Raw genomic sequence first — 5,345 nt, 5'->3', positions numbered from 1 at the left:
TTCATGGCCTGTTGTTGAGTCGACCAATTATTAATGAAATAGTAACCACAAAATGCAAAAAGCAATATTCCAAAAAGCATAATTGAACTGTCTTGTTTGACTATTTTTTTAGGTTCTTCCTTAGTGCCAGCAACCTTTTTAAATTCATCTTGCTTAGGAGCGCCAAAGTAATGAGGATGCAAAACCGTATAAGTCGCCCTTAAATCAATTTCTTTAGGTTTTTTGCCATTATCAGAAACAACAATTTTCACATCTTTTTTAAATTGCTGACCTGTTTTATAGCATTTGTGTAAGTCATTACGCCTAAAATGGTCACCGCCTATCTTTTGTTTTTTATCTTTTTTTCTACCATCGTACTTAGTACACATATGAAACTTAGGCACTAACTTATTAAACCAAGGAGCTATTAGCATTTTCCAAAAAAGACCAGGGAACAAATTTAATGATGAACGGAAACTATAAAGTTCATCAATAACGGTTTCTTTAATCTGTTTATCGATAGCATCAATCGACTGACCAATTAAACATAAATCCCAACCATGTTTACGAGACTGAACAATCCAATTAACTACTTCTATTCTGTCTGGGTCGTTCCAGTTTCTAGAGTTAAACGATGTTAAGAGTTCATCTAAAACAACACAGCCAAATTTCTTATCGTCGTAAGTTGTAGGGTCATCATAATCAAGCTCTGGATAAGCTTTACCAAGCAAAAGTAAATCAGATGAACGTGGAAAATCAGGCAATCTAGTGTAATGTGCCTTGGGATTTTCTGGCCAAAGTTCATCAAGAAATAAATCTAAATTAGTAGCAACCGCCCTACCTGATTTCAGCCTATTTTGCATACGTTCAACAGAATATTTAGATTTGCCAGAGCCGCGCGAACCCTCAAAAAATGCCGCCATAATTACGCCTTAACTTTTAAATTTAATAACTTGTTCTTCATAACAAAAATATAACTAGCCACATGAGCTGCTGATATAACACCAACACATTGAGCCGCATTACTTGGCAATAAAGAAAGTCCGGCAGACAGCAAACTATTAGACGGAGCTGACGCACTAATGCCACCAAGCAAAGAGGAAATTGTTGCTATAAACAAACCAGACAAAACAATATAAATACCGATGTAAGCGAGTGAAAAAGTTGCTTTTCTAGCTAAGAAAAGACCAATTAAACCTGTGACACCAGAAAACATTGTTGTAAAAAAAGTAACGATAACACCCATAACAAAAACCTATTAACTGACTGTGGATTTAAACGTTCTGCCTGCTAAATGAATAACGTACAAAGCAGTTGAAATATACAAAAACCAAACCAACAAAGGATGAACAACAGCATTGTATGTTGGACAATGTTTGTCATAAGTAATAATTCTCATATTACCTGCTATCGATGCCTCGGAAGTGTAAGGAACACAAGCACCAGTAGGAACAGACCATAAGTCTGCAATAACAGGGAAATCAGGCAAGCCGGACGCGTCAACAACATCAGGTGTTAATGAATCAATAAATGCCCCGTCACCATCGACAGCAGTTTGCAACATACCATCAGTTTCAGCTTGTGTGTTTACCGCAGCATTAGCAAATTGTTGAAAGAATTTAGCGTTTGATTCTTCATATTCAGTCTGCGAAATAGTGTCATCTTCAGGAATAACAACTTCAACTTGAACAGCTCCGCCACCTCCGCCACCAGTAACATGAAATGGGTTGGCGGCTGAACCATCAGGCGCAGGAGCTTTAGTAGCAGCACCATCGGTTATGGTTTCAGGGTTTTTAACTTCGGATGTAGTCGGGTCAACAAATGATTCGCCATTAGTAGCAGCAGAAATAGCGACTTGTGTTGGAACAACCATATCGGCAGGAACATAATTTGGTGCGTTAGGGTCTGACGTTTGATAGTTACCAGAAGCAACATGTTTTAAGTATTCATTAAAGGTTTCACTAACCCCTGGCTGATTATAAGACTCGATATATTCAGGTTCGATTTCACCTGTTGATTTTGTATAAGGTTCCCACCCCTTTAACTCGTTAATCGACTCATTATGCCATTGTGTTAAATAATCATCTGCATATTTAGCTGAGGCGCTGTCTAAATCAATGGGTTTTGGTAAATACTTATCAATAACGGAAGGGTCAGAACAAGATACAGTTTCTCCATCATCATCAATATTAGGATATGTTGCACTTGAGTTATTATCAGGTGGACAAGTTAGAATATCTTGGTCCTCATAATGAATCCATGCTTCTTTAACAAGGACGCCATGAACTTCCTCAATATCATGGCCTCCAGTATCCGGATTAAATTTATATTCGATATCCTGATAAGTACAAGTGATATCATAAGTCAAATCACCATCTTGCTTAATGTATGAATAATCAACAAAATCAGCAGTATAATGTGGAATTGGTAAGTTACCAAAAAAATCACCACAAGGGTTATCGGTTAACACTAACGATACTTCCTTCAATGGCGGAATTTTATCTCCGTAACTACGTACAACTACAGACTGTAAATCACTTTTAGGTTGATATGATGGTGGTTCACCACTTAATTCGGGTTCCTCCATCCAATTAAAATCATCATCCTGATAATAAGTAAGTGCAGCCATACCAGCCATAGCTAAAGGGTGCCTTGTAGCTAACTGACGACCTAATGCAAGCGCTGATTTTGGATTTATTCGAGCAATAGCAAATTTTGAATCATTAACAAGAACTGCACCACGCATAGTTGCCTGTGAATATGGCGTAGGAGCATAGCGACCAAGTTTATTGTTAAGAGGTTTGAAATTATTGTAGTTTGCAGAAAAAGCAGAAGCAGATAAAAAAATTAATGTGATGGAAAAAATTAATGAAAATAAAGGAGATTTTAGTAATAAATTAAATAATGAAACAAGCATAGAGCCTCACTTATATAAAATTAAAATCGCATAGGTCGTACGGACACAAGGCCGCGCACTGACCTACACGCTTTTAATTAAATATTAACTATTAGCCGTTAGCGCCTTTGTTAATGAACTTGCTTAATAAGGCAAATCCAACACTAGTCGCAATAACTACTGTAAAAACAGTGAAGCCCGCACCAGAAGCAGTAGCAACATCGGCTAAAACTTCAGTCTCTAAAGCTGTTACAGCAGTACCGTCTAAAGCAGCATTTGCAGAACCTGCAACGACAGTTGCACCAGTACCAACAACAGCAATAGTTTTTCCACGCCAAGAACGTAATGTATTCATAATAAAACCCTTGTAAGTTTAAAGTTATGCCCTGAGAACTAATATGTTCCAGTAGCTTTTTTGAAAATAGTCTCTAAAAAAGACCATGTTTTTCCTATTCCGTAACCAGTAAGCCAAATAAAAAGACAACTACCAATTACAGAGGAAACAGTTGGATCAATCATTTTTGAACACCTGATTTAAAGCCAGAGTAAAAAGAAAAAACCATTAACCCGATAACGATTATTTGAATTAATAAATCGAATTGAGCATCAGTCATTACTTGTTTTTCCTTTTTAAAATAAACCAAGCTGAATCTAGTTTTTTATTAAAGTCGTCCATGACAAAAACCTTACTTCATGCATTCATCAAAGTGTTTTTTGACTTGCTGGTCAACTGGTGTAATAGCCGATATTTCATTTTCAAAAGTATCGGTATTGAAACCAACGACCAACTCATATTCCTTGTTCGAAACAAAAGCCCCGGTATCAATTAATTTATGTGCGTAATGAGTGTTAATGTTAAGCGAACTCTTACCAAAAGGTGTTTCGGTTGACTGGCCTACAGCCTTGCGTTTGAATTTTGGTGCATTTACATTTTCCATTGGGTAAAGCATAAGTAATTCAGCTTTTTCAGCTGATGGGTCTTTGCTTTCAGGAAAGCTAGTAATTTGTAAGCCACATAAAATAATTTTGTTAGACATCGTTATATCTCCGTTACATGATTAATTAGTTTTTGATACGTTGGCGGAATGCCTAGTTTTTGCCCTGTATCATCGGGCAGTAATAAGCCGAAAGCTTTTTCTAAATCACCTTCGAAAGCTTCTAAAATATCACCAAGCGCTTTACCTGCTGAATGACGAAACCACTTAACTCTGGAAGCAACGTCCAGACAAGCAACCTTTGCTTTAGTCATAGACTTTGTGCGAATACCTTGTGTTTTTTCCATCGATTGAGCAAAGGCGCAAATACCTGCAAAAGCGGCATCAACATCAAGTAAACAATCAACATTCCATTTTTTGAGCTCTACTTCATTGCGATACCAAGACAGGTTCTCATCGTCTAAACCTTGCTCTAATTTTTTGTTATAAATGCGCCAATAAACAGGACTTGTGCGTTTACCGATTGCAATCATTTCAACGTCAAAAACCTTTTGTCTTTTTTCGTTATAAACATATTCATGACAAGGTTTGATTACTGGCATTTTGCCGCCCTTGCCTGTCCTAAAAGCACCATCCAAATAAGCAGTTTCAGCATAATCACAATCGAAATTACCGTCATAATCGTCGCTTGCTAAATCTATGCGAGATAAATGGGTAATGCCTAAAACGGTATGCAACCAATGATGAATTCTAAAAGGTGATGACTTACTAAATAGATGCTTGCAGCCCTGACCAGTAATTTGAAAATATGCAGTATCGTTCTGACCACCAATACCAATGAAACCAACTTCAACACCATTTGAAGAACGCATTGTCATTGAATCTTTATAACCGTGAAAACCTTTACCGCGTGGAGCTTCAACAGAAAAACCTAAAACGTGGTCAACAAATACTTTCAATGTTTCAACATAGAATTCTGCTAACTGAGATTTAACATGTAGCAAATGAGCTTGTATTTCTTCCGCATCTTTACCCTCTAAAACATCTACTTTTGGTGGTAACGGAAAGTAAGGCTGTGACTTAGAGGTAAAACCTGCAAAACCCGCTTTATGGCAATGACGCAAAGATGAAAGTGGAAAAGTAAAACCTAAATGGTCAATTGTGACGCTTTCTTTTTTGGCAACAATACGCTTATTGATTAAACGTTCTGCCAACTCATAACCAGAATCGAGTTCCTGAAAACTCTGTAGGAATTCTTGGTCGAATTGTTCACTTTCCGTGTAAACCTTGCGAGTATCCATTACAACAATCCTTGCTCACAAAGTGATGGATAATTTTCGTTAGTTACTTCTATAACTTCAGCACCTAAACACTCGTAATTAATCCACGAATTAAATTTATACATAGATGAAAAATAGTCGTGATGCTTTTCACCGTTTAGGTGATAAGTAACATTCACTCCCATTTGCCCTTCATCGTCGTAATAAATTTGCATATCCTGATAAATTCCCTTTCAGATGTTATTTGCATACAAT

7 protein-coding genes are annotated in these 5,345 nt (G+C 37.0%); all 7 read right to left on the bottom strand.

The features are described 5' to 3' along the window. A partial coding sequence (locus ACRRSQ_RS20450) for a zonular occludens toxin domain-containing protein (protein WP_440877631.1) occupies window positions 1-902 on the bottom strand: 902 nt, incomplete at its 3' end. 2 nt (window positions 903-904) lie between these two features. After that, on the bottom strand, window positions 905-1,225 hold the full coding sequence (locus tag ACRRSQ_RS20445) for a hypothetical protein (protein WP_440877630.1): 321 nt from the start codon (window positions 1,223-1,225) through the stop codon (window positions 905-907). A 12-nt stretch (window positions 1,226-1,237) separates the two neighbouring features. Further along, a complete protein-coding gene (locus tag ACRRSQ_RS20440; protein ID WP_440877629.1) occupies window positions 1,238-2,896 on the bottom strand; it encodes a hypothetical protein in 1,659 nt (552 codons plus the stop codon). Window positions 2,897-2,987: 91 nt separating this feature from the next. Next, entirely contained in the window at window positions 2,988-3,230 is a 243-nt protein-coding gene (locus ACRRSQ_RS20435; protein ID WP_440877628.1) for a hypothetical protein, read from the bottom strand. A 331-nt stretch (window positions 3,231-3,561) separates the two neighbouring features. After that, the gene (locus ACRRSQ_RS20430) at window positions 3,562-3,912 is read right to left on the bottom strand and encodes a DUF1293 family protein (RefSeq protein ID WP_440877627.1); all 351 of its coding nucleotides are present in this window, start codon (window positions 3,910-3,912) and stop codon (window positions 3,562-3,564) included. Between the two features lie 2 nt (window positions 3,913-3,914). After that, window positions 3,915-5,111, bottom strand: a complete 1,197-nt coding sequence (locus tag ACRRSQ_RS20425; protein ID WP_440877626.1) for a replication initiation factor domain-containing protein — start codon at window positions 5,109-5,111, stop codon at window positions 3,915-3,917. Next, the gene (locus ACRRSQ_RS20420; RefSeq protein WP_440877625.1) at window positions 5,111-5,305 is read right to left on the bottom strand and encodes a hypothetical protein; all 195 of its coding nucleotides are present in this window, start codon (window positions 5,303-5,305) and stop codon (window positions 5,111-5,113) included. The genes ACRRSQ_RS20425 and ACRRSQ_RS20420 overlap by 1 nt, the downstream gene beginning before the upstream one ends. Window positions 5,306-5,345 lie beyond the last annotated feature (40 nt).

The sequence above is a fragment of the Thalassotalea sp. PLHSN55 genome, from assembly GCF_052030545.1.
Lineage (GTDB): Bacteria > Pseudomonadota > Gammaproteobacteria > Enterobacterales > Alteromonadaceae > CANMXU01.
Note: the sequence above shows the minus strand (reverse complement) of the source record. Positions and strands in the feature narration are given on the sequence as shown.